Annotated in this window: 20 protein-coding genes and 1 pseudogene; 7 read left to right on the top strand and 14 right to left on the bottom strand. The window is 61.5% G+C overall.

Going from position 1 to position 21057, the window contains the following annotated elements; all coding sequences use genetic code 11:
• The first annotated feature begins 145 nt into the window (after window positions 1–145).
• Both BN871_RS07605 and BN871_RS07600 read left to right on the top strand, forming a co-directional pair.
• Window positions 146–1261, top strand: coding sequence for a hypothetical protein (locus tag BN871_RS07605; protein WP_048745229.1), 1116 nt, complete (start codon window positions 146–148; stop codon window positions 1259–1261).
• A gap of 9 nt (window positions 1262–1270) precedes the next feature.
• Window positions 1271–2380, top strand: a complete 1110-nt coding sequence (locus BN871_RS07600) for a DNA alkylation repair protein (RefSeq protein WP_048745228.1) — start codon at window positions 1271–1273, stop codon at window positions 2378–2380.
• A gap of 208 nt (window positions 2381–2588) precedes the next feature.
• Here the strand turns inward: BN871_RS07600 and BN871_RS07595 are convergent, their stop codons facing one another.
• From BN871_RS07595 to BN871_RS07550, 10 genes are all read right to left on the bottom strand, one after another.
• The gene (locus BN871_RS07595) at window positions 2589–3863 is read right to left on the bottom strand and encodes an MFS transporter (protein ID WP_021879031.1); all 1275 of its coding nucleotides are present in this window, start codon (window positions 3861–3863) and stop codon (window positions 2589–2591) included.
• A 95-nt stretch (window positions 3864–3958) separates the two neighbouring features.
• Complete coding sequence (locus BN871_RS07590) at window positions 3959–4408, bottom strand: MarR family winged helix-turn-helix transcriptional regulator (protein WP_021879032.1); 450 nt, start codon at window positions 4406–4408, stop codon at window positions 3959–3961.
• 154 nt (window positions 4409–4562) lie between these two features.
• Window positions 4563–5495 (bottom strand): methylenetetrahydrofolate reductase, encoded by a 933-nt coding sequence (locus BN871_RS07585; protein ID WP_021879033.1) that lies wholly within the window; start codon window positions 5493–5495, stop codon window positions 4563–4565.
• 161 nt (window positions 5496–5656) lie between these two features.
• Entirely contained in the window at window positions 5657–7021 is a 1365-nt protein-coding gene (locus BN871_RS07580) for a lytic polysaccharide monooxygenase (RefSeq protein ID WP_053086952.1), read from the bottom strand.
• Window positions 7022–7386: 365 nt separating this feature from the next.
• Window positions 7387–7893 carry a DinB family protein gene (locus tag BN871_RS07575; RefSeq protein WP_048745227.1) on the bottom strand — a complete coding sequence of 169 codons (507 nt, stop codon included), beginning with the start codon at window positions 7891–7893 and terminating at the stop codon, window positions 7387–7389.
• 120 nt (window positions 7894–8013) lie between these two features.
• Entirely contained in the window at window positions 8014–9495 is a 1482-nt protein-coding gene (locus BN871_RS07570; protein WP_021879036.1) for an alpha-amylase, read from the bottom strand.
• Between the two features lie 212 nt (window positions 9496–9707).
• On the bottom strand, window positions 9708–10367 hold the full coding sequence (locus BN871_RS07565; RefSeq protein WP_232312890.1) for a TetR/AcrR family transcriptional regulator: 660 nt from the start codon (window positions 10365–10367) through the stop codon (window positions 9708–9710).
• A 46-nt stretch (window positions 10368–10413) separates the two neighbouring features.
• Entirely contained in the window at window positions 10414–11460 is a 1047-nt protein-coding gene (locus BN871_RS07560; RefSeq protein ID WP_048745225.1) for an ABC transporter permease, read from the bottom strand.
• Entirely contained in the window at window positions 11457–12194 is a 738-nt protein-coding gene (locus BN871_RS07555) for an ABC transporter ATP-binding protein (RefSeq protein ID WP_048745224.1), read from the bottom strand. Before BN871_RS07555 ends, BN871_RS07560 begins: the two co-directional genes overlap by 4 nt.
• 201 nt (window positions 12195–12395) lie before the next feature.
• Window positions 12396–12926, bottom strand: coding sequence for a cupin domain-containing protein (locus BN871_RS07550; RefSeq protein WP_048745223.1), 531 nt, complete (start codon window positions 12924–12926; stop codon window positions 12396–12398).
• Between the two features lie 175 nt (window positions 12927–13101).
• On the opposite strand from BN871_RS07550, the gene BN871_RS29865 reads away from it, so the two are divergent.
• The 3 genes and pseudogenes from BN871_RS29865 to BN871_RS29855 all read left to right on the top strand — a co-directional run bounded on the left by BN871_RS29865 (window position 13102) and on the right by BN871_RS29855 (window position 15760).
• A complete protein-coding gene (locus tag BN871_RS29865) occupies window positions 13102–14565 on the top strand; it encodes a GTPase (protein WP_332310203.1) in 1464 nt (487 codons plus the stop codon).
• 354 nt (window positions 14566–14919) lie between these two features.
• A pseudogene (locus BN871_RS29860) lies at window positions 14920–15453 on the top strand (PAS domain-containing protein); the annotation flags it as partial.
• A 34-nt stretch (window positions 15454–15487) separates the two neighbouring features.
• Window positions 15488–15760 carry a methyl-accepting chemotaxis protein gene (locus BN871_RS29855; protein WP_332310204.1) on the top strand — a complete coding sequence of 91 codons (273 nt, stop codon included), beginning with the start codon at window positions 15488–15490 and terminating at the stop codon, window positions 15758–15760.
• A gap of 179 nt (window positions 15761–15939) precedes the next feature.
• On the opposite strand, the gene BN871_RS26660 is transcribed toward BN871_RS29855, so the two are convergent.
• The gene (locus BN871_RS26660; RefSeq protein WP_083436304.1) at window positions 15940–16110 is read right to left on the bottom strand and encodes a DUF1540 domain-containing protein; all 171 of its coding nucleotides are present in this window, start codon (window positions 16108–16110) and stop codon (window positions 15940–15942) included.
• A gap of 191 nt (window positions 16111–16301) precedes the next feature.
• On the opposite strand from BN871_RS26660, the gene BN871_RS07535 reads away from it, so the two are divergent.
• Both BN871_RS07535 and BN871_RS07530 read left to right on the top strand, forming a co-directional pair.
• Window positions 16302–17264, top strand: a complete 963-nt coding sequence (locus BN871_RS07535) for a hypothetical protein (RefSeq protein WP_021881800.1) — start codon at window positions 16302–16304, stop codon at window positions 17262–17264.
• 255 nt (window positions 17265–17519) lie between these two features.
• Complete coding sequence (locus BN871_RS07530; protein WP_021881801.1) at window positions 17520–17687, top strand: hypothetical protein; 168 nt, start codon at window positions 17520–17522, stop codon at window positions 17685–17687.
• Window positions 17688–17742: 55 nt separating this feature from the next.
• On the opposite strand, the gene BN871_RS07525 is transcribed toward BN871_RS07530, so the two are convergent.
• The 3 genes from BN871_RS07525 to BN871_RS07515 all read right to left on the bottom strand — a co-directional run bounded on the left by BN871_RS07525 (window position 17743) and on the right by BN871_RS07515 (window position 20893).
• Entirely contained in the window at window positions 17743–18111 is a 369-nt protein-coding gene (locus BN871_RS07525; protein WP_021881802.1) for a hypothetical protein, read from the bottom strand.
• A gap of 149 nt (window positions 18112–18260) precedes the next feature.
• Window positions 18261–19847 (bottom strand): histidine kinase N-terminal 7TM domain-containing protein, encoded by a 1587-nt coding sequence (locus tag BN871_RS07520; protein ID WP_198158022.1) that lies wholly within the window; start codon window positions 19845–19847, stop codon window positions 18261–18263.
• Window positions 19848–20053: 206 nt separating this feature from the next.
• Window positions 20054–20893 carry an alpha/beta fold hydrolase gene (locus BN871_RS07515; RefSeq protein ID WP_021880471.1) on the bottom strand — a complete coding sequence of 280 codons (840 nt, stop codon included), beginning with the start codon at window positions 20891–20893 and terminating at the stop codon, window positions 20054–20056.
• Window positions 20894–21057 lie beyond the last annotated feature (164 nt).

Raw genomic sequence — 21057 nt, 5'->3', positions numbered from 1 at the left:
TTCCGCTCCACTAGCCGGATTTCGGCGTCTAACGCTTGAGGCGATGCTTCGTTGATGAATTTTTTGTTTCCTGACAACAAGCTGTCAGCATTGCATGGGTATAATGGGAAGAAGATCGGCATGAGGAAAAGCGGGGAGAAGAAAAATGGCGGGAATGGACCATGCCGGATGGGAACGGTATCGCGGCAGCAGCCCGCTGCAGAGAGCGGATTGCGGCGGAGAAGGCAGCAGCCGATGGAGCTGGCCCGCTCAAGGCTCGGCCATGGCTGAGCTTGGCGGTTATGGGCTGCAAGGGCTGGATCGCCTGCGCCGCCCGGAAGCGTTCGTCCGTGCGGCGGAAGTGATGGCGTCGTTGCCGGAGCGGGACCGGTACGAGCGCGGCGAGCTGCTTGTCCCCGGCTTGCTGCTGAAGAGCTCGGGGAGACTGCAGGAATATTACGCTCCCCATAATGAAATCGCAAGCAGCCGGGCGAAAGTTCTGATTGCCGGACTCACTCCCGGCTGGAGGCAGATGGAAATCTCGCTTCGGACGATGCGCCGCGCCTTGATCGATGGCCGGGATGCCCCCGGGGCTTGTCTGATGGCCAAGCGGGAAGCGAGATTCGCCGGATCGATGCGGCGCGACTTGCTGGCCATGCTGGAGCGGCTCGGCCTTCCCGGCAAGCTGGCGGAATGGGAAGCGGCGGAGAGCGCGGCTCGTGAACCGGCTGGCAAGCATTCGCCAGCCTCCGACGGGCTTGCTGGTTCTCCGGCCGGCCTTGACGGGCATGAGGCTGCGGATGGAATGAAGGAGCAGAATTCTGCCGGGCAGGCACACCTGCATTTTCCGGCAGGGGAGCCGTTTGCCCTGCTGGATCACCGCTTGGTCCATACGACATCGGTGCTGCCTTGTCCGGTATTCATGGACGGGGCGAATTACTCGGGCCATCGTCCGCCGCTGAGACGAAGCCCGCTGCTGGCCGAGATCATGATTGGCCATATGGGGACCGAGCTGAGCTCGATGCACAAGCCTCTGATCATTCCCCTCGGCCGCGCCGTCGAGGAGGCGCTGCGGCTGCTTGCCGCAGACGGATGGCTTTCCGAAGCTCAAGTGCTCTGGGGCTTTCCGCATCCGTCGGGCGCCAATGGCAGCCGCCATTCGCAGTTTGAAGCCGCACTGCCCGGCATGCTGGAGCGCATGCGGGATTTCAAGCCGGATTTTGCCTATCAGTCTCCTGCAATGGGAGCTGAGCGGTCTTTATTAAACCTAGAGGAGTTGTGAAGCCGAACGATGGAGCCGCTGCGCAATTTGTACACCGATGAGAAGCTTGAAGCCGTCGCGGATACGCTCCGCAAGCTGGAGCCGGCCTTTCCGGCGGGACGGTTCATGGACCTGGTTCACCGCGACCCCTGGGGGGAGGCTCCGTTCAAGGAAAGGATGAGGCTCGTCACGCTCGCGCTGCGGGACACGCTGCCGGAATCGTACGAAATGGCTCTGCATCTCTTATGTCAGGCGGCGAAAGAGTTCCGTGGCGTCGAATATATCTTCTTTCCCGATTTCATCGAGCTTAGAGGCATGGAGAAGCCGGAGCATGAGCCGGCCTCCCTCGCGGCATTGGCCGAGATCAGCCGGTATTCGACATCGGAATTCGCGATTCGTCCGTTCCTGCAACGCCGCCCGGAGGCCGTCATGGAGCGGCTCGCGCTCTGGTCCAAAAGCCCCGACGAGCATGTCAGGAGGCTCGCAAGCGAAGGCTGCCGCCCGCGGCTTCCTTGGGGGACGAGGCTGCCCGTGTTCGTCCGGAATCCCGAGCCTGTGCTCAGCCTGCTGGAGACAATGCTGGACGATGCCAGCGAATATGTCAGGCGCAGCGTTGCCAACAATCTCAACGATATCGCCAAAGACCACCCGCAGCGGGTGCTGGAGCTGGCTGTCCGCGAGATCGGAAGCTCGGCCCGGACGGACTGGATCCTGAAGCACGGCTGCCGCACCTTGCTCAAGCAGGGATTGCCGGAGGCGCTGGCGCTGTTCGGCTATCCGGCCGCGGCCGATGCCGGCGTGGAGCGGTTCCGCATCCTGACGCCGTCGGTAGAGTTCGGGGGCGAGCTTGAATTTTCCTTTGAAGTGCACAATCGGGGAGAATATTCCGTGCCGCTGCGAATCGAATATGAGATCGGCTTCGTCAAGGCAAGCGGCAGCCTCTCGGGCAAGCGGTTCAAGCTGTCGGAGCGCAGCTACCCGCCGGGAATCTCCGCCGTCGCCCGGCATCATGCCTTGAAGCCGATCACGACCCGCCGCTACTACCCGGGCGTCCATGCCCTGAAGGTGCTGGTCAACGGCGTCGAGCTCGCGGCCGGACCGTTCGAGCTGACGATGCCGGCGGCAGAAGCGCGCGCATAATCCGAAAGCCCGGCTATGGATGAAGGTCATCCGCAGCCGGGCTTTCTTGCCGTGATCCCACTATGCAGGCTCCCGCCTTGGAGCCAGAGGCCGGGGAGCAGGTCGCCGGCCGTCCGCAAGGCCGACTATAGGGAGGCGGAGGCTCAGGAATAAGGATCAGAGGCGAGGAGCAGGCTGGGGCCGTGCTTTAATCTCTTTTCAAGCCTATTCAAGCCCCCAGGCTGCCGCTAACCGTTCCGGCGGCCCGGATACGGACGGCCATGAGAGCCGCGAACAGGCAGGCGAAGCCAGCCATCGCGAATGCGACGGTATAGCTGCCCATGAAATCCCGGATCAGGCCGGCGCCATAAGCGGCCGTTGAAGCGCCGATCTGGTGGAAGACGACGATCCAGCCGAAGATCATGCCGGATCTCTCTTTGCCGAACGCCTCCGCGGCCAGCTTGACGGTGGGAGGGACCGTGGCGATCCAGTCCAGTCCGTAGAAGACGGAAAAGATCAGCAGGTTGACGGGGCTTGCATGGAGGGCGTATGGCAGGAAGAGCAGGGACAGTCCGCGCAGCCCGTAGTACCAGAACAGCAGCCGGCGGCTGTCGAACCGGTCGGACAGCCAGCCCGACAAGGTCGTCCCGACGAGGTCGAACATGCCCATGAGCGCCAGCAGCCCGGCGGCCGTCACGGCGGCGATGCCGGCATCGCCGCAGGCGGGAATGAGGTGGGTGCCGATCAGGCCGTTGGTCGAGAACCCGCAGAAGAAAAAGGTGCCGGAGAGCAGCCAGAACACCGGCGTCCGGGCCGCATCGCGCAGCGCCTGCAGCGGGCCGAGGAACACATTGCCGCGGAACGGTTCTGGCGGCGATGTGTCGTCGGATCCGTAAGGGGCGAGACCAGCCTGATGAGGATGGTCTTTCATGAACAGGGCGACGAGCAGCAGGACGGCAATGACCGCCGCGACCGCCGCAAGCACCGCCGTTCTCCATCCGGAGCCGACGGTGATCTTCGCCAGCAGCGGCAGGAACAGCAGCTGGCCGGTGGCGGCGCTGGCGGTCAGCATGCCGACGACGAGTCCGCGGCGCTTGACGAACCACCGGCTGGCGACGGTCACCCCGAGCACATTGGCCATCATGCCGGTGCTGAGGCCGGACAGGACGCCCCACAGCAGCTCGAATTGCCATAGGCGGGTGATGAACGGAGTCAGAGCCAGGCTTGCGGCGAGAGCGGCCAGAGAGAGCCCAACGACACGCTTGATGCCGAATCGGAGCAGGAGGGCGGCCGAGAAGGGGCCGGCCAGTCCGTAGAGCAGGATTCCGATGGAGACGACGCCCGAGATGCTGCCCCTGCTCCAGCCGAATTCGTTCTGGAAGGGGAGCATGAACAGGCTCGGCATGGAGCGGACGCCTGCGGACACAAGCAGCGTGACGAATGTGACGGCCAGCACGAACCAGCCGTAATGGAGCGGCTTTGCTTGCGGAGGATTGAGGTTCAAGAATCAGACCGCCTTTAATTTTAGTTGTACATACAATATATGAAAACGAATCTCCGCAAGTCTTGCAGCTTGGCGAAGTCCGGATTTAAGGGCGGTTATTCCAGCGTTCCGCTGGCGGTCTTCAAATCTTCCGACAGCTTGCGGGCCATCTCGGGTCCGAGCAGCTCCTCGTAGCGGATGCGAAGGCTGCGGGAAGCCTCGACGATCGTATCGCCAAGCTCCAGTCCTTTGGGCGTCGGATAGACGCGGACGGTTTTGCCGTCGACACGGCGCTCGGCAAGCCGCCGAATCTCCAGCTTGTCGATGAAGCGGGTCAGAGTGGAGGGCGCGATGGAGAGCTTGGAGGCCAGCTCCTTCTGCGAGATGCCCGGCGATCCATTGACGAGGCGGATGACATAGCCGTACATGGGCGTCAGTCCGGTCGGCGCAAATTCCTCCTCCGCCATTCGGGTGATGGCGCGTCCGAGACGGTTGGCGGTGAAGAACAGGCATGTATCCAGGAAGCCGTCATCCGGTCCCTGTTGAGCTTGAGGATTGGTATCCATGGATCAACCATCTCCTTTCAATTTTGTATGTACAACGAATATAATGGGGTAGGGCGTCGCTGTCAATGGGCGCGGACGGCACAATGCAAAAAAGAGCGCCGAGGCGCTCTTCGTCCTGCAAACCCGCCAGCTGCCTTCTGCCTGAGGCAGGGCTTCAGCGTCTCATATCGGATTGGATGTCCTTCACCAGCTGAATGGAAGCTTCGATCTCGACCTTGCGGGTCGATACGCTCTCGATGCTGCAGCCGATCGGGATGCCCTTCTCCAGGCCGAACTGATACAGCTCGCGGAAGGTCTCCCGCGAGAGCTGGACCGATTTGTCCAGAATATCGTGGGAATGAATCAGCTCGTTCTCGAGCCACTTGGGGATGCTGATGCCGAGCCACTTCATGAACTCCAGCGTTTTCGCGGAGCCGCATGGCGCCAGATTGAACAGAATCGGCGCCATGCCGATGCCGTTGTCGCGGCAGTGGTAGTAGTAGTCGGACAGAAAGCTTTTGGACGCCTCCACGTCGTAGGTCGCCTGGGAGATGAAGAAGGCGCAGCCGGACTCCTGCTTGTGGAGCGCGCGCAGATGCTCGTCTCCCTTGCCCCGGTGCCGTTCCGGGATGACGACGCCGCCGAGCATCAGCTTCTCGTTCAAGCTGGTGCCCAGACGATAGGCTTCGGGCAGCTTGACCTGCACCTGCTGCCTGCTCGACGAGGCGCCGACGAACACCGAATAACGCTGCTCGTCGCGGTTCTGGTGAATCCATTCCTCCAGCTCGCTTCGGCTCCCGCCGGCGACGCAGTGGTAGATGACAGCCGGAAGGCCGAGCTCCTGCTGGAGATAGTCCCGATAATAGGCGGTCGGATCAAGCGAGGCCAGATAGGGGAAGGGCCGGTCCTTGTCGGTGCGCTGGGCTTCGTCCTGGACGTCGTACAGCACGAGGCCGTCGAGGCCGATGCCCTGCAGACGCTCGATCTGCTTGTCGGCGATTTCCCTCACCTTCTCCGCCGGATGCGTATTTTTGGGCGGGGTCATGCCGTAGGTGATGATGCCGCTCTGCCGGCTCAGCAGCTTGTCCTTAAGGGTGGGGGTACTCATGAAGGGCCTCCTTGTGCCGCGCTTGCTAGTCTTTTACCTAGTTTAGCACTTCGAATACCTGTCTTGATATTCCTTTTCCGAATAGCTGGTTATAGGCCGAAAAAGCCCCTGCCGGAGGCAGGGGCTCTTCGCTATTCTCCTTTTTTGGATCGGAAGCCTCGTCAGGTTTGCAGCAGCCACAGGGCCGGCGTCGATGGCGGCTCCCAACCTGTCAGGGAGGTGTGGTTCTGGCGGCAGGAATACGTCTTGCCGCCGTAAGTGACGAGATCGCCTATTTTATAGGCGACGCCAGCGGCCCAGGCTTGAGGGCCGGTCGGCGGCGTCGTGGAGTCGGAAGTCTTGCCGGCAACGGTCGCCGACGGGCTGACGTTGCCGGCCGCATCGACAGCCTGCACGCTCAGAGTGTAGGAGGTGCCGGCGCTGAGGCCGCTCACCTTGTACTCGAGCGTCGTACCGGAGACGGTGGCGACCAGGGTGGAGCCGTTGTAGATGCGGTAGCCGGTGACGCCTACGTTATCCGTCGAAGCGCTCCACATGAGCGAGATGCTGGAGGCGTCGAAGGTATGGATATGAAGGCCGCCAGGCACGGTCGGAGCCGTCGTGTCCGGCGTGGAGCCCGTCGGCGTCGTGACGTTCAGGGGGGCGCTGGAAGCGCTGGCGTTGCCTGCGGCGTCAACGGCCTGGACCGTGAAGCTGTAGGCGGTGCCGGCCGTCAGGCCGGTTGCCGTGTAGGTCGTCGTGGAGCCGGACACGGTGGCCAGCAGCGTCGTGCCGCGATAGACTTTGTAGCCGGTAACGCCGACATTGTCGGAGGAGGAGTTCCAGGCGAGGCCTACGCTCGTGGAAGATACCGTCGTGGAGCGCAGGTTGCCCGGGACAGATGGAGCTGTCGTGTCGACCGGCGTGCCGCCGCCGTTCGTCAGGTTGACGTCGATGGCTTGGTAGAAGGCGTTGCCGGTGTCCGCGATTTCCCAGACGCCGAGGATGACGTAGTAGCCGCTGCGGTCGGTCGGCACGCTGCAAGTATGCGTGACGGTGGCTTCAGGCTGCTTGCCTGTATCCTTGATGTAGCAGAACTGCTCCAGATCCGCGCGGGCGATCGCCTTGTTCGGATCCCAGCCTTTTTTGGTGATGTAGTATTTCCATTCGGCCGTGGCATGGCGGGCCGTCAGCTTCCACGTGAACGTGTTCGTGCCGCCGCTCAGGTTGACTTTGCTCCAGCGCGTCGCGGATTGCACATTCATCTCCGGGAAGGCGCCTGCGCCCGTAATTTGGCCGTCGGCCGGGCCGCCTGTCGGGAAGTTGCCTTTGGCCTCAAGACTCTGAGGCTCGTACTGAATCGCGCCGCAGCCGGTGTTGACGCCGGTGCTGCACAGCTTGGAGCGGCTGGACGGGGAATCGATATAGCCATGCGCGGAGGCGCTTCCGGCAAAGGCTTTGGCGCAGGCGAGGGCCAGCAGCATCAACGCGAAAGCGGCTGCCAGCTTCCAGATGAACATGCGGCTGTCATTCATTCGTACACTCATTAATCATGCCTCCTGTAAGATGGATAAATGAAGTTCCTTCTGTCTGATCCGTGGCGGGAACGGGGTTCCTCCGGGTCGGCGACAGGCCTCCTTTGCGATAAAGTGGGAGACATTGGAAGGTCTCTTGCTACCACAATAAGGCATTTAACGTGAAAGCAATAGGGGGAAAAATATTCCTAGCAGGGGGTAAATAATGCTTTATCCAGACGAAGCGAAAGGAAATGCCGCCTTTGCCGCTCTTTTCGGCGGGAGGCGGTTTTTTGCTTCGGCGAATGCCATAGGAGCATGCGCGCAAAAAAGACCGTATCCGCCTTAGGCGGGATACGGTCTATCTAATTCCAGCAAGCTTCGGCAAGTGATGTCGGTCAGCTTCCGCTCTTCAGGCCTGCGGCAACCTCCCGGATCTGATCCAGGTGGCGCGCTTCATGGAGAGGAATCAGCTCCACCCATTGCTTGGCGCTCATCGGCCCGAACGCAGGGTGGTCGAAGCCGTGGCTGTCCATGGCGTCGGTGCCTATCGACGAAGCCAGAGCTTCGAGCGTGCGCTGCCGCGCGCCATGGAGAGCCTCCAGCGCATCTGCGAGCGTATGGTAGCGCCCGGAAGGCTCGGCCTGGCTTGGAGCTTGAAGCTTGCGGGAGCGGTCCTTGACGAGCTCCAGCGGGGCAGGGCGGAGATCGGCGCGTTCCGGGGCCAGCAGCGAGGCCTCGATGCCCTTGACGATGCGCGCCTCCAGCAGCGACAGATGCTCGAGGATCTCCATGACGGACCAGCCGCCTCCAGCGGGCTTCTGCGTCAGCAGATCAACGGGTATGGCATGGACCTCTTCCACAAGCTCCGAACGGGTCATTTCCAGGGAGTCGATTACATTCATGGTCACAGCTCTCCTTTTTTGGGGGACAGGCTGCAGGCTCAGGCTTTGAGACGCTGCTCCTGCTCTTCTTCTTCTTTGCAGGCAAGCCGGTCTGCAAACGCAAATGATCTGCGGGGCGTCCTATTCGCCGCCCTCAGGCTCTACGTCGAACTCGGGCAGCGCCCATACCGAGACGCTGCCGCCATTTACCGGGAAATCAGCGAATCCGTCCTCGCCGATGACGATCCGCTCCGCGCGGGTATTGGTAAGATCGACCCACACCTGGCCGGAGCGTTCCTCGCCGACGAACATCCGCTTGGAGCATTCCTCCTTGTTGCAGACCACGACCGCGCATCCGGAGCGCTCGAATTCCTGCACGCCCCTGCGCACCCATCCGATCACATTCGGATCGTCGAAGTAGTCGTCCTGATCGCCGTAAGCGCGGTGATAGCGGGCGTACAGCAGCGGGTCGATGGCCATCTTCTTGCCTTCCACCGGAGCCTCTCCGCCGATGCCGTAATAATCTCCGTAGAAAACGACCGGATAGCCGTCCTTGCGGAGCAGGATAAGCGCATATGCGCTCTGCTTGAACCAGTCGTCCACCCACGATTCCAGCGCTTCCCCCGGCTGGGTGTCATGGTTGTCGACGAGCGTCACCGCCTCCAGAGGGCGTTCCTTGACGATGGAGCCGTCGAAGATCGTGCGCAGGTCGAAGCCTTGACCGGCCTGGGCCGCTTCCTTGAACCGGTAATGAAGGGGGGCGTCGAACAGGTCGACGCTGCTCTCCACCGCATCCAGATAAGCGAAGCAGTCCTCCGGAATGCTGTTCCAGAACTCGCCGACGATGTAGAACGGACCGTCCTGGTCCTCCCGGACGGCATGGGCGAAATCACGGATGAACGTATGGTCGATATGCTTGATCGCGTCCAGCCGGAAGCCGTCCACGCCCGTTTCCTTGACCAGCCATTTGCCCCATTTGATCATTTCTTCCCTGACCTCAGGGTTGTTGTAATCGATGTTGGCGAACATCAGGTAGTCGTAGTTGCCGAACTGGTCGTCGACATTCTCGTTCCAGTCCTTGTTCTCGCCGAGGATGCGGTATACGCCGGTCTCGTCCCGCTTGGCGTCGAAGTCGGTTCCATTGAAATGGTTGAAGTTCCAGGTGAAGTCCGAGTACTTGCCGCCGCGTCCGGGGAACGTGAATCTCGTCCATCCCTCGATGTTACGGGCATCGGATATCTCCTCCTGGCGGTTGTCGCCTTCGACTTCGACCACCTTGAACTTCTCCTTCTCGTCCGCGCCGGCCTTATGGTTCATGACGAGATCCGCATAGACGGCGATGCCTTCCAGCTTGCAGGCCTGAATAGCTTCGAGCAGCTCCGCCTTCGTCCCGTATTTCGTGCGGACAGCGCCCTTCTGGTCGAATTCGCCCAGATCGTACAGGTCGTAGATGCTGTAGCCGTTGTCCTCCGGAGAGGAGGCTTTGGTGGCGGGAGGGATCCAGACGGCATCAATGCCGGCTGCCTTAAGCTCGGCGGACCTTTCCTTGAGCCGCTGCCAATGGCGGCCGTCGGCGGGTACATGCCATTCAAAAAACTGCATCATCGTATGGTTGCGCTCCATCGTGCGGAAATCACCCTTCTGCTTGTCGTTTCCGCATCATTAACCTTCGGAGGCGGCCGGTTAATCAAGGCAGCGGAGCCTCGCCAAAAAGCCCGCCTCGGGCGGGCGGGCATAATCAGTCGGAAGCCGGGCTGACGGGGACCCCGCCTCGATTTCGAAGGCTTCCCGCCTGAGGGGTGAAGCGCCGCTTCCTTCCCCTCTGGACGGACTTGTCAGGGTGCGAGCCCCTTCGCCAGAAACGCGATCGTCGCTTCGAGCTCGGCCGTCTCGTCCCAGCCGTCGGCGTTCCGATCGGCGGCGACCAGATGGGCGAGGATATAGCCCATGATGCCGGAGGCGGTAAGCCGGAGAACGGTCAAGGGCGGCAGCGGGGCGAGGCTGCCCTCGTCCTGGAACTTCCGAATGACCGACAGCAGCTGGGGAAGGACGAGCGGCATCAGCGTTTCCCTGGCCTGCTGCTGAAGCTCGGGGTGGAAGGGCAGCTCCTGGAGCAGCACCTTGAACAGCCGCTTGTTCTGGGAAATGAACTGCAGCCGGTTCGTAGCCATTGCCCGGAGGAACTCCTCGTAGGCGCCGTAGCGGGCATGGAGCACGTCCTTGAATTCCCGCAGCAGAAAGGGGGCCAGCAGCTTGATGATCGCCGGCTTCGCAATCGTCAGCAGCAGGTCCTTCTTCGTCTTGTAGTGGCGGAATATCGTTCCTTCGGCAACGCCCGCCCTGGAGGCGATCTCGCTCGTGGAGGAGGAGGCATACCCTTTCTCGGCGAACAGATCCGCTGCGGCGGCGATGATGCGCGCCTGCTTGTCGGTCATCTTGCCTTCGCCGCCCTGCAGCAGCTCCTCCAGCCATGGTTCTCTCTCATCGTTCATCATTGCCAACTCCTTATGGCGTCCATCGTAACACAGCCGGCAGGCTCGTTTAAATGGAGCGCTGCTTCTTGAGCGCCAGCACATTGAGCAGGGCGAACAACAGGGAGAAGCCGAACAGCACGGCGAGATCAGGCCATATGGAGGCAAGCCCTTCTCCCCTCAGCATGACGCCCTTCAGCGCGTCGGCGCCGTAATAGAGGGGCATGACGAGGCGGATATGCCTCAGCCATTCATTCATGGCATCGAGGTTGAAGAGGCCGGAGAAGAACACTTGCGGCACGATGACGAGGGGGATGAATTGAATGATCTGGAACTCGTTGCCCGCATAAGTGGAGAGGAGCGTGCCGAGAGTGAGCGCCGTCAGCGCCAGCAGCAGGTTCACGAGCATGAGCAGCCAGAAGGAGCCCTCCATATACAAGCCAAGCACCGACGTGGAGTACCAGGCGATGAGGGCGGCTTGAAGCAGAGTGAACAAGCCGAATCCGCCCAGATAGCCGGCGACGACTTCCCATCTGCGGATCGGCGCGGCCAGCAGCCGCTCCAGCGTCCCGGTCGTCCGCTCGCGCAGGAAGGAAACGCCGGCCAGCAGGAAGACGAAGAAGAACCCGAACAGGCCGACGAGCACGGGGCCGAAGGCGTCGAAGGAGCTTAGGCTTGCGGAGCCGTGCAGGTAGTCCACCTGCAGCTTGCCGTCCATGCTCCCGGATGCCGCGGCGCCGGGGGAAAGAGCTTGTTGGAGAAGCCCGAGCGACGCCTTGGATACGGCAGGATCGGTTCCCTCCAGCGCGATGCGCGGCGCGGCGCCTCCCAGATCCAGCAGAGCGTCGATATCCCCATGCTCCAGAGCGGTCTCTCCCGACTTGGAGTCTCCATAGCCGCGGATGGTCGCACCGGCCTGACGAAGCTGTTGGGACACGGTCTCCTGCGAAGTCCCCGGGACGGTGACGAGGCCGATGGAAGGGGCCGGGGAGGCGCCGCCGAAGACGAAATGCATGAGCGTCAGCACGAGCAGCGGCGCCAGGAACAGCAGCGCGAGCGTGCGCTTGTCGCGCAGGAACTGGCGGATGATGCGGTAGGCGAGAGCGCGCGTCCTCATGCGGTGACACCCTCTCCCATGGCGATGAACGCCTGCTCGATGCTGGAGGCGCCGCTGCGCTCCATCAGCTCGCGCGGAGATCCGGCGGCGGTCAGCTCGCCGCTGCGGATGAAGGCGATGGAGTCGCATTTCTCGGCTTCGTCCATGACGTGAGTCGTCATCAGAATCGTCGTGCCGCCGTCGCGCAGCTGCAGCAGCTCCCGCCAGATGGATTGGCGCAGCACGGGGTCGATGCCGACCGTCGGCTCGTCGAGCAGCAGCAGCTCCGGCTCGTGCAGCAGCGAGATGGCCAGCGACAGCCGCCGCTTCATGCCTCCGGAATAGGCTGCGACGCTCTTGTGGAGATGATCGTCCAGGGCGACGAGCGCCATTACGGCGGCGATCCTTTCCTGCAATCGGCTTCCGCGCAGCCCGTAGAGCTTCCCGAAGAAGACCAGATTGTCCTTGGCGGTCAGATCGGCATAGAGAGCGTCCGACTGCGCCATATACCCGATGCGCTGCAGCACGGGCAAGGCTGGCATGCTCCGGCCAAGAACGGTCACTTCGCCTTCATCGGCCTTGTCGATGCCGGCCAGCAGCTTGACAAGCGTTGTCTTCCCGGAGCCCGACGGGCCGAGCAGTCCGGTCAGCCGGCCGCGAGGAATCTGCAGGCTGAGGTTCCTCAGCACTTCACGATTGCCCAGGCGGCGGGTAATCTGCCGCAGGTCGGCGGCTGGAAGCGTTGGATGATCCATGGAGGCTTCATCTCCTTCAAAAAAAGTGATTACTCACTTCTATTTTAAGCCGAAAAAAGGAAATAAAGAAGGGTTATCTTTCGATACCTATTCCATTCCTGACCTATGCTTCTTCTGCGCAGGTATGGAAAGGGGCCGGCTCCATCGTTGCTTTCGCCGGAGCAGCCGGCTCCAATGTTGCGGCCAAGTCCGTCGTATTCTCTATTTGAACCCTTCGGTTTGGTCCCACAGCGTCAGAAGCGGTCCTTCCCTTCCGAAGACGGGATCGGAGACGGGCATCGGCACGAGCCGGATCTCCTCCAGAACGCGCGGACGCTCGCCGGGCTTGCCTGTGCGGATGTTGTAATCCATGCCTCCGGGATAACCGCCGGAGACAAGGAAATCGGCGCTCGCCTGAAGCTTCTTGTGTCCGGTTCCTGCCGGCAGGACGATCACGTCGCCTGCCTGAACCTCGACGATCTCTCCTTGCTCTCCTCCCAGCTGGAGCTTGGCGCTGCCGCGCACGACGCCGAGCGCCTCATGGGCATTGCTGTGGTAGTGATGATAGGAAAAGACTCCGTTCGTCCACGTATTTCCCCATCCGTTGGAGGCGAAGAGCGGCTCCATCCGTCCCGGCCCGGAGACGGCCGAAGGATAGAGAAGGACGGGAAGGCTGTGATGGTTGGGAATGCTGCCGTCATCGCGGAATGAAAATGTTCGGACGGAAGGGCGATGCTCGGGAACGGGTTTCATAGCGGGCCTCCTTGGTTTTACGGTTATGAGGCTATCATACCCGCGGCGCGGTGCGGGCAACCTTTTCTTCCGCTGCGCGGCGCTTCGCCAGAGATTCACGCCGGGCCTTTTCGAGGTAAGAGAGAGAAAGACTTCATGACGGTCGAATACGGAAGAGCCGAAGGGAGAACTGGGAATGGAAGAGCGGGTATATGGACACGACGGGGGACGGGAATTGCCGGAAGCGGATCGCGTTCGGAAAATGGCCGAGGAGGCCATGCAAGGCGAGGCGGATGCCATGATCGAAGCGGGGCGTGCGGCGGCGGCCGGATTGCCTGCCGGAGCGGCTTCATCCGAAGCCTCAGGCGCCCCCGCATCGCTGACGGATGGCATCGCATCGTACGCGGCGGCGTTCCCGGATGGCTCCGAGGACGGGGCAAGCGCGGCGGCGCCCTCGGGAGGGGATGCCGCCGATGCTTATGCCGCCGCTGCCGAGCTGGATCAGGCGTCGAGCCAGCAGAGCGCCGGCGCTCTGCTGGTCCACCCGGCGGAAGGAGGCTCCATGTGCGCGCTTGCAGCCGGCATGGATGATTCCCGCCCGGACTCCAGCCTGCTCTCGCCTCCTCTCGGGGAACGCTTGAATGAGCTTCTGCCCGCAGCTTCCGGCTGGGAAGTCGAATGGAGACGAGCCGCGGAGGCGCAGTACGAGCAGCATATGGCCGAGATCGGCAGGGAGCTCGACCAGGATATTCTGATCGCGCTCGTCGGCGACGTGAACGCCGGCAAATCCTCGACCCTCAACCGCATTGTCGGCGAGACGGTGGCGGCAGTCGGGGCGGAGCCTGGAGAAACGGCCGATATCCGCCCGTACCTGTTCAAGGAGCGGATCTTCTTTGTCGATACGCCGGGCTTGAACGACGTGCGGGTGGAGAATTCGCAGCAGACGATGGATTATTACCGTCAGGCGGACATCATCCTGTTCTTCCTGAATGCAGCCGGAACGGTATATTCGGAGGCGGAGAAGCGCTCCTTCGAGGCGATCCGGGACACGAATCCGAATATTCTGATCGTGCTCAACAAGATCGATGCGGCGGACGAGGTCGACCGCATCACGGCAAGGGTGAAGCAGGAGACCGGAGGCAAGTACGATGTCGTTCCCGTCTCCTCCCGCACCGGCGAGAATATCGAAGCGCTGAGGGCCGCCATTCTGGAGCTGCTCCGAAAAAAGTCCAAGGATCTGCTGTTCGCGAAAAATCTCAAGGAGAAATCGGCGGCGGCTAACAAGTGGATCCTCGGAGCGGCCGCCTCCGCATCGGCCATCGGAGCGGCTCCGATTCCCGGTGCGGATATCGTGCCGATCACGGCGGTGCAGATCGGACTGCTGACGCGGCTGGCCGTCTTGTACGGCAAGCCGATCAGCAAGGAGACGGCGCGCGAGCTCGTCGTCGCCACTGTGGTCGGCAATATCGGCAAAAGCGTATTCAGGCAAGTGCTGAAGCTGTTTCCCGGAGCGGGGTCCGTAGCCGGAGCTTCGGTGGCGGGAGCGATGACGCTGGCGCTCGGCTACGCGGTCAAGTATGCCTACGAGAACAATATGGATATCAATACCGCTACGATCGGCAAGCTGTACGGCATGTTCCGCAAGCAAGCAAAAGGGTAAGGAGGCTTTGGGAAATCGGGGCCTTGCATTGGGAAAAGGGATCGACGGGCCTGCCGGAGCCATGCTGCCGGCGGGCTTTTTTGTGCGCGGAGATCCGTTCGGGGCAACGGTTTCTGAGCATGATGGCGATGAAGGTCGTATTCCCGCCGAAAAATAGTTTTCTCGATGGTGAACAGAAACGGTTCAAGCCGCCGAATGAAGGGTAATGAACGTCCATATGCCTGCCGACATCTAGATTCCTAAACCAGCCGCGGGGAAGTGTCATCTTTGAGTACAATAGCCCACCTAACACCTGAGAGCACGCAAGTGCTGGAGGGGAATTCCGTCCTGGCTGCGCTTGAGCAGGCTTTGGCGATGATCGAGTTCGATGCCCAAGGAAATGTGCTCTGGGCCAATGAAAACTTTGCCGCGGCAATGGGATACCGGAAGGACGAGCTGCCGGGCCTGCATCACAGGGAGTTTTGCACGGCTGAATTTGCAGCCAGCGAGGCCTATCTGAAGCTATGGGAAGAATTGAGGAAAGGCCGCAAATTCCAGGAGAAGATTCTGCGTCTGGCCAAGGACGGGAGGAAGCTGTGGCTGGAAGCGACCTATATGCCGATTATCGGAGCCGACGGCGGCGTGAAGGCCGTCTTGAAGGTGGCGACCGATATTACGGAACGCGAAGCCGCAGCCGCGGGCGTGAGGGAGAAGCTGACGGGAATGGCGGAGGAGCTGCGGGAGCGGACAGAAGTCGGCATCGGGCGCAATGAGCGCATTGCGGCGACGTTCGAGGAACTGGTCGAAGACAGCGAGTCGAAGCTCGGCTTTCTTCTGGATCTGGAGCAGCAGGCCGAAGCGGTCGGCGGCATCGTCCAGATCATCGGAGAGATTTCGTCCCAGACGCATCTGCTCGGCCTGAACGCGGCGATCGAAGCCGCGCATGCCGGGGAGCATGGACGGGGGGTTCAATGTCGTGGCGACGGAAGTGAGAAAGCTCGCCCAGAGAGTGCAGACCTCCGCCAAGGAGATCGAGGAGACGGTCGAGGCCATATCCGGAAAGATCGGCCGGCTCAGCCAAGACACCCGCAGGTCGCAGTCCGCGATGCGGGACAGCCGAGCCCGGATCCGGGAGGCCGTAGCGGAGTTCCATTCGATCGGAGATGCTGCGGAGCAGCTGGAAGTCGAAGCCCAGGCTTTGAACCGGCTCCTCTGAGCGGCTGTCTGGATCTGCAGAAATAAATGCCGCGACAAAAAGGCGCCTAGGCGCCTTTTTGTCGTTTGGCAGACCGACAGGCTTTCGACCGCCGCCGGCTCGGCCGGCACCGTTCCAACTGCCGGCAGTTGAGCGCATGAAGCCTGCACGCCGCTTCGGAAGAGCGGAGAAGAAGGAAATCAGGCGGTAGCTTCCTGCTGTCTGGGCTCGAACGTGCGGCAGCCCGCTTCCTCGGCCTTGCGGTCCGTCCGCTCGCCGGACAGCGCCACTGTGATCGCTGCCGCCGCGCAGACGTTGTTGAGAGACCAGTTCTTGCAGCTGCTGACCTCGCATGTTACTTCGCATGCCATTGCATTCACCTCCGTCTCGATGCTGCTGGATACCTGTCCCTAATAGGGTATGCGGGCCGCTGAACCGGCATGACTCGCATGAATGCGGAGCGGACTTTGATTCTCTTGCAACCTTCCCGTGTATATACCGTCTGAAAGGGTAAGCAGGGTGCGCACCTGAAGCAAAAGCGGAATGATCAGGGAGGAACAACATGATGAACAAGACTTGGAAACGAACCGCAGGCTCTCTTTTGGCTTTGACGATGGCTCTCTCCGGAGGCGGCGCTGTATTTGCCCTCGAAGGCCAGCCGGCACCCGCAGCAGGCGAAGCGGCCATAACCGCCGTTCCCGGAAATGCGGCAGCGATCAAGAAGATGTACAACGAATATATCAGGCTGGCATCCAGCTCCAAAACGCTGGGCCAGGCCGTTGCCTATTTGAACAAGCATATTGGCGAAGCCGACAAATGGACGGCCTCCATGATGGTGCTGCGTCTGGAGAATGCGCAGACTGCCGGGCTGGAATCGCTGCAGGACCGCATCGCCGCGAGCTCCGTGCAGAAGTCGATCGACGCGGCTTGGCGCAAGGGAAGCAGCGGCTCGATCGATTCGCTGATCAAAAACGCGGCCGACGAGAAGACGAAGAAGCTGCTCGGCGAAGCCCGCAGCCAAGGCTACCGCATCTCCACGGCGGAAGGAATGTACTTCCCCGAAATCGATTATGTGTCCTATGAAGCCTACAAATCCCATGTCGGGGCCGATATCGCCGCATATATCGCGATGATGTCCCTCGAGACGTCGAAGCCGACGCTTAGAGATGCGGCGATCATCATCGGCTGGGGAGAGCTGCTGCAGCGCAACCTGGCCCAGGAGAAATTCCTGCGCAGCTATCCGTCCTCGAACCGCAAGGCCAAGGTGGAGTCCATGTACCGCCTGACCAAGTGGAACGTCTTTTATGGCAGCAACAACACGCCTTTGTTCGATTACGAGAGCAAAGTCATCGATGCCAAGGCGGTTGAAGCCTACAAGAAAGCCGTGGCGGACGGAGATGTCTCCAAGAGCCCGCTGCTGCTCAAGCTGTCCAACTTCCTCAAAGTCTCCGACCGCAATGGCGGCAAGCTGACCGATGAGCTGAGTCTCTGGAGAAGCAAGCAAATTCCGATGCAGTACAACTGAGTGCTCGACAGCCGGCCGGATTTTCCGGGCCGGCTTTTTTATGGCCGGCGGCTCCTCCGCCCCGTGCCCAGGCTCGCGGCGAGCGATGTCGCCGCCCCGTCCAGCCGTGAAGTCCTCTTGCGCCGATGATTCCGGTATGGGCTTGCCATCGTTCGGGAACGCTCTTTGAACAGCGAGACAGGGAAGGCGTTTCTAAATCCGGGAAACCGTTGAAGGAAGAACATGAGGCTTACTATGCGGGAAAGGGATGAGGACATGGAATCATTCGCAGAGAAGGACAAGTCGGTGCGCGAGGAAGTCGAGAGCGAGGAGGCCGAAGTCGGCAAGGGAGGCGCCGAAGTGCCGAGCGAGAAGGTCGAGCAGCAGGACGATCCCGAGCCGGAAGGCGGCAAGGCAAGCGGCCAATCCGGGCTGAACGCCTAAAACAAATGCAAAAGGGTATCCGGCCGGCTGCGGCTGGATACCCTTTTTTTATCTCCTACCCTTTCAGGCTGCTCCTGCCTGGCTGCCGGCTAACTTCCTCTGCGCTCTGGCGGAGGCGGGCGGCCAGACGCGAGCGTTCCTTGCGGAGCTTCCAGGCCGCTTCCCACAGCCGGGCGCGAATCTCGTCGTTCTCCGCTTCCTTCAGGCGGCCGTATAGGCCTTCCAGCCTGCGGTTGATTTCCTCGAATTCGCTCCAGAGCTTCGAACGGGCCTCATCCCGGAGCAGCTGCTCCTGGAAGCTTTCTTTGTCCTGCAGCTGCTGCAGCAGCTCGCGCCGCCATGGATCGTCGCCGATCCGCACCGCGTAATTGTACAGATCCAGCTGGTCATCCATCCACTGAGCATACTTTTGCGCATTCGTCATCGGCTTCTCTCCTGTTCTCCAAACCCATTTATACCGACTATTATACTCGGTTATAAAGAGAGCGCAACCCTTCCCTCCGAAAGGCAAGATTGGAGGAGCGTCATGCCGGCGGCAGCCCGAAAGGAGATTCGGCTTCGGGACAGGGAGCTTCATGAAGACGGAGCGGAGATGACGCGGTTCCTTCCTTGCTCTTTGGCTGCATAAAGAGCTTGGTCGGCGGAGCGGAACAACGCCCGGTAGCCATCCTGCACGGGCAGCGCCGTCCTGCCGAAGCCGGCGACGCCGAAGCTTGCCCGGATGCCGAGCGGACGTCCGTCCGGGTCGAGGGCAGGAGTGCTCTCCAGCGCCATGCGGATGGATTCCGCCAGCTGTTCGGCCGTGAAGCTGTCGATGCCGGGCAGCAGCAGCACGAATTCTTCGCCGCCGTAGCGCGCGAACAGGACGTCTGGGCCGAGCAGAGAGCTGCATACGGAGACGGCGTGCAGCAAGGCGGAATCGCCGGCTTCATGACCGAGCGTGTCGTTGATGCCTTTGAAGTGGTCGATGTCGAACAGAATCATCGAGACGGGAAGTCCGTCGCCGAAGCAGCGGCCAAGCGCTTCCTCCGCTTCGCGCATGAAGGCGCCGCGGTTGAGAATTCCCGTCAGCGGGTCGCGGGAGGCCAGCCGCTTGAGCTCCTCCTGCAGGCTTCGCCTCTCCGTGATGTCGCTCAGCACAAGCAGGCAGCCGCCGGCTTGTCCCCCGCCTCTCGAGATGGGAGCGGCGTAGACCTCGCACCAGCGAGGCTCTTCGCCCGGCAGCGGAGGGCTAGCGAACGAATAAGGCTTGCCCGGCTGCTCCCAGGCGCTGCGGAAGGCGGCGGCGGCTCCGTCCGGAAGCTCGAGGCTGCCCAGGCTCTGCCCCAGGGCGGAGCGCGCCAGCGCGGGCAGCAGAACGCGGGCGGAACGGTTGCTGTCGAGCAGGCGCCAGGAAGCGTCCAGCACGAGCACGCCTTCTCCCATGCTCTCCATGACGTTTTCCCGCGCGACGGGAAGCAGGGCCATTTTGTCCGTGGACAGGAAGGCATAGACGAACAGAAGGCTCGTGAAGCAGAGCACGACCGGCACGGGATCGACTCCGTTCGGACTGAAGCCCAGCAAGTAGAGGAGCGAGGCTGTAATCGGAAGCAGGATTCCCGCGAACAAAGCGATCAGCTGGCGGCGGTAAGCTTTGTTCCCGGGACGGAGCAGCGCCTGGAACATGAGGCAGAGAGCCGCGAAAAGGGTGCCGAAGGTGTAGCAGCCATGGACCACGTACCATTCGCCCATCGTGAAATCCATCGTCGGCGTGGACAGACCCCTATGGAAGTAGATGTCCTGGTAGAAAAGATGATGATGGCTGTTGGTCAGAACAAGGAGAAAGGTAATGGAGGGGATGACGAACAGAAGCCAGCGTCCCCAAGCGGGAATCAGGTCGGCCTTGCCGAGAAAGTGGAGCGCGAGCAGCAAGGTGAGCACCGCGGAGAAAGGCATCCCGGCATACTGGACGGTCGTCCAGAGCATCATGCCGTCAAGAGTCTCGGACGTCTTCTCCAATGCGGCTCCGAACGTATAGAAGGAATTGGCCAGCGCCATCAGGATGAAGACGAGCTTGCCCGAGAACAAAGCCCTGCTCATCAGGGCATAGAGGGCGACAAAAACGTTCAGGACGCCGGCCAGAGCCGTCAGAACGATATAGGTAGAGGTAAAGGCTGTCACGTCATACATCCCGTTCCAGTGGAATCTAGTTTCCTCAGCGTAGCACAGCCGCAGGCTCGATGGAACAGCGAATGTGACGATAAGCCGCAATATTTATGGAGAAGGAAAGGAAAAAGCCCCGGAAAGGGGCTTTTCATCTCCGCAGGCGCATGGAATTCGCGCTTCCTCTCCGACAGCCGGGAAGGAAAAGGGGCGGAGCGCCAAGGCTAGAGTACGCGTCCCGCCGCTGCCGCGCCGCTGCCGGCTCTCAGCAGATCCAGCAAAGACTCGTTGAACAGGGCCGGCTCATCGTAGAGCATCGCATGGCCGCTTTCCTCGAAGCGGATCATGGTGGAGCCGTGGATGCGCGCCTTGGTCTCCTCGGCCAGCTCGAACGGGCAGATCTCGTCCTTGACTCCCTGGAAGATCGATGTCGGCACGCTGATGTTCGAGAGATCATGCCGCAGGTCTTCGTCGCGGAGCGATTCCATCGCCCGGATCGTGCCATGCGCGGTCGCCTCCAGGCAAAGCATCGACATATAGGCCTCGAATGAAGGCGAAGGCTTCTTGAGCGTGAACTTGGCGCCGAAGTCGCTGATCATCGCCGGGCGGTCCCGGTAAGTGTCGTCGATCATCTCGTCGACCTTCTCCGGCGGCGTCCCATAAGGGAAACTCTCGGATTGCGTGAAGCGCGGCGCGGCGGCGCCAGCCAGAACGAGGCGCTCTACGCCGTGCTGCCGGTGGCGGCTCATGTACCGTACGGCAATAGCTCCGCCCATGGAGAATCCAAGCAGGGTGAAGGACGAGAGGCCGAGCTTGTCCACGACGGCCTTCACGTCGTCCGCCATGCGGTCATAATCATAGCCTTCCCATGGAGAGTCGGATTTGCCGAAGCCGCGGAAGTCGATGCCGATGTAGCGGTATCCGTTTTTCGGCAGAAGCACGGATTGGGTTTCGAACATGCGCTGGCTGGCCGGCCAGCCGTGCAGGAACACGACCGGATGTCCTTGGCCGAGATCCTCGACGTACAGGCGGACGTTCGGCTCAACTTCGATATAGGTTCCCATGGATAAAACCTCCTTGAACTCTTTTTGTTTCCGTTGGGTTGTTTTCGCAGGTTCTGGAAGGAAAAGAAGAAAGCAAGCATGTCCCCTCTTACCCGGCACGGCGCATGGCGACGCGCCGGTTTCGGTTCCCGGCGGGAGGTCGAGCCCGCCTGAACGGCGGAGGC

This window comes from Paenibacillus sp. P22 (assembly GCF_000469945.2).
GTDB classification, from domain to species: domain Bacteria; phylum Bacillota; class Bacilli; order Paenibacillales; family Paenibacillaceae; genus Paenibacillus_O; species Paenibacillus_O humicus.
This window is presented reverse-complemented; position numbering and strand designations above follow the sequence as displayed.

Coding starts and splice junctions, on each gene's coding strand:
- BN871_RS07605 (WP_048745229.1), top strand. CDS start 146: ATGGCGGGAATGGACCATGCCGGATGGGAACGGTATCGCGGCAGCAGC.
- BN871_RS07600 (WP_048745228.1), top strand. CDS start 1,271: ATGGAGCCGCTGCGCAATTTGTACACCGATGAGAAGCTTGAAGCCGTC.
- BN871_RS07590 (WP_021879032.1), bottom strand. CDS start 4,408: ATGGATACCAATCCTCAAGCTCAACAGGGACCGGATGACGGCTTCCTG.
- BN871_RS07585 (WP_021879033.1), bottom strand. CDS start 5,495: ATGAGTACCCCCACCCTTAAGGACAAGCTGCTGAGCCGGCAGAGCGGC.
- BN871_RS07580 (WP_053086952.1), bottom strand. CDS start 7,021: ATGAGTGTACGAATGAATGACAGCCGCATGTTCATCTGGAAGCTGGCA.
- BN871_RS07575 (WP_048745227.1), bottom strand. CDS start 7,893: ATGAATGTAATCGACTCCCTGGAAATGACCCGTTCGGAGCTTGTGGAA.
- BN871_RS07570 (WP_021879036.1), bottom strand. CDS start 9,495: ATGGAGCGCAACCATACGATGATGCAGTTTTTTGAATGGCATGTACCC.
- BN871_RS07565 (WP_232312890.1), bottom strand. CDS start 10,367: ATGATGAACGATGAGAGAGAACCATGGCTGGAGGAGCTGCTGCAGGGC.
- BN871_RS07560 (WP_048745225.1), bottom strand. CDS start 11,460: ATGAGGACGCGCGCTCTCGCCTACCGCATCATCCGCCAGTTCCTGCGC.
- BN871_RS07555 (WP_048745224.1), bottom strand. CDS start 12,194: ATGGATCATCCAACGCTTCCAGCCGCCGACCTGCGGCAGATTACCCGC.
- BN871_RS07550 (WP_048745223.1), bottom strand. CDS start 12,926: ATGAAACCCGTTCCCGAGCATCGCCCTTCCGTCCGAACATTTTCATTC.
- BN871_RS29865 (WP_332310203.1), top strand. CDS start 13,102: ATGGAAGAGCGGGTATATGGACACGACGGGGGACGGGAATTGCCGGAA.
- BN871_RS29855 (WP_332310204.1), top strand. CDS start 15,488: ATGCCGGGGAGCATGGACGGGGGGTTCAATGTCGTGGCGACGGAAGTG.
- BN871_RS26660 (WP_083436304.1), bottom strand. CDS start 16,110: ATGGCATGCGAAGTAACATGCGAGGTCAGCAGCTGCAAGAACTGGTCT.
- BN871_RS07535 (WP_021881800.1), top strand. CDS start 16,302: ATGATGAACAAGACTTGGAAACGAACCGCAGGCTCTCTTTTGGCTTTG.
- BN871_RS07530 (WP_021881801.1), top strand. CDS start 17,520: ATGGAATCATTCGCAGAGAAGGACAAGTCGGTGCGCGAGGAAGTCGAG.
- BN871_RS07525 (WP_021881802.1), bottom strand. CDS start 18,111: ATGACGAATGCGCAAAAGTATGCTCAGTGGATGGATGACCAGCTGGAT.
- BN871_RS07515 (WP_021880471.1), bottom strand. CDS start 20,893: ATGGGAACCTATATCGAAGTTGAGCCGAACGTCCGCCTGTACGTCGAG.